Here is a 1,469-nt window from a genome sequence, read left to right on the forward strand (position 1 = left end):
CTTCCGATCGGCTTTCTACGCCAACTACTGCCCCATTATCATCACATAAAATATTGGCTGAACCGTTGTCCCATTCATCACGAAAGGATTTTGTGATTTTTTCTTCCGCATCCTGTGATGTCATTTCTAATGCATTTGATAAATCGGATGAACTGGTTTTCTGTGTACACCCGCTTAGTAAAAGACATATTCCCACTACAATATATACAATTATTTTTTTCATACCTTTTTCCATTTCCCTTTACCACGTACTTCCCGTTATCTCAGCACTATACAACTGCCGTTTTTCATCCAGCGTCAGACTTCCGGCATACTCCGAAAACTTCCACTTGCCATCGCTTCCTTTTCGAAGGATATACTCCGGCTTCTGGTTGACTTTCGCCCATGCTCGCACGGTGGTGGAATCGTCCAGATTGGAATAGCCGCGTGCATTCAGGTAGCTGATGATATCGGCTGCCATCGTCCGCTGGCTCTTTCTAAGATCTCCCAGCACCTCATCGTAAACTACGTCATAATTTTCGTTTGCTTTTAAATGAATCGTATTTTCATCTTCCACCGTCACACTGGTTACCTCATAGTCCATCAGCGTCTCTTCGGCTACGTTGGAAAATCCGCCGGTTACCTGCTTCTTCATCTGCCACTGGATTGACCATGTGTTGTCGGCTGCCACCGTATTGTCTACATATTGTTCGAGCTGCTCATAGTGATGATTGTTCATATCTATGATGTAGCTTCTCAGATAACTTCCGAGCAGCGATTCGAAAAACTCATCGCCTGCTTTAATGTTCATCTCGCTTTCGCCGCCCTTGCTACCATCCTGTACATAGACGGAGACATCCCGGGTGTCAAGAATCGTTTTTGCGTCGTCCACTTCGTACTCTACGACGTAGTACTCTTTGATCTGACGGTAAATCTGGCTGTAAAATGCGTTCATATCTGCATTGAACTGTGCCATGTTTTTAAAGCTTCCGCCGGATGCCTCGGCAATCTGGCGGAGTTCTGCGTCTGCGCCGGAGGTGGAGGTATCACCGATTCGCACGATGAAGACCGGAATCCGGTATCTCGATACGACGTTTACGACATCCTGCGCCGTATTGTAGCTGTGTTCATCTATTCCGTCGGTAAATGCAATGACGCATTTCGCACCTTCCTGACCGGAAACATCCTGTACACCGTAGATAATCGAATCATAGAGTTTAGTTCCGCCATATGCAGCATAGCTGCTGATCTCGGAATTTAACCGTCCGGCATCGGAGGTGAAATAGCCTGTTTTATCGATATCGCTGTTAAACGGCGTCAGTTTGACGCGGTCGCCTGCACCGAACTGTACGGTGTCGATGAAGTGATGCATAACATCCTTCGCTGCTTCCATATTTCCATTCTGCATGCTTCCGCTGGTGTCCGCGAGAAGATCCATGTTTAAGCCTTCGTTCTCGTTCATCAGAACGGCTTTCTCCACGGAACGGCGC

2 protein-coding genes are annotated in these 1,469 nt (G+C 47.0%); both read right to left on the bottom strand.

Translation table 11 applies throughout. The features are described 5' to 3' along the window. A partial coding sequence (locus tag QVO97_RS03245) for a hypothetical protein (RefSeq protein ID WP_288188781.1) occupies positions 1–235 on the bottom strand: 235 nt, incomplete at its 3' end. Positions 236–241: 6 nt separating this feature from the next. After that, positions 242–1,469: vWA domain-containing protein (locus tag QVO97_RS03250; RefSeq protein ID WP_288188782.1), on the bottom strand; the 1,228-nt coding region annotated here is incomplete at its 5' end.

Origin of the sequence: Clostridium sp. CAG:43 (assembly GCF_000434655.1) — a bacterium.
Lineage (GTDB): Bacteria > Bacillota > Clostridia > Lachnospirales > Lachnospiraceae > Otoolea > Otoolea fessa.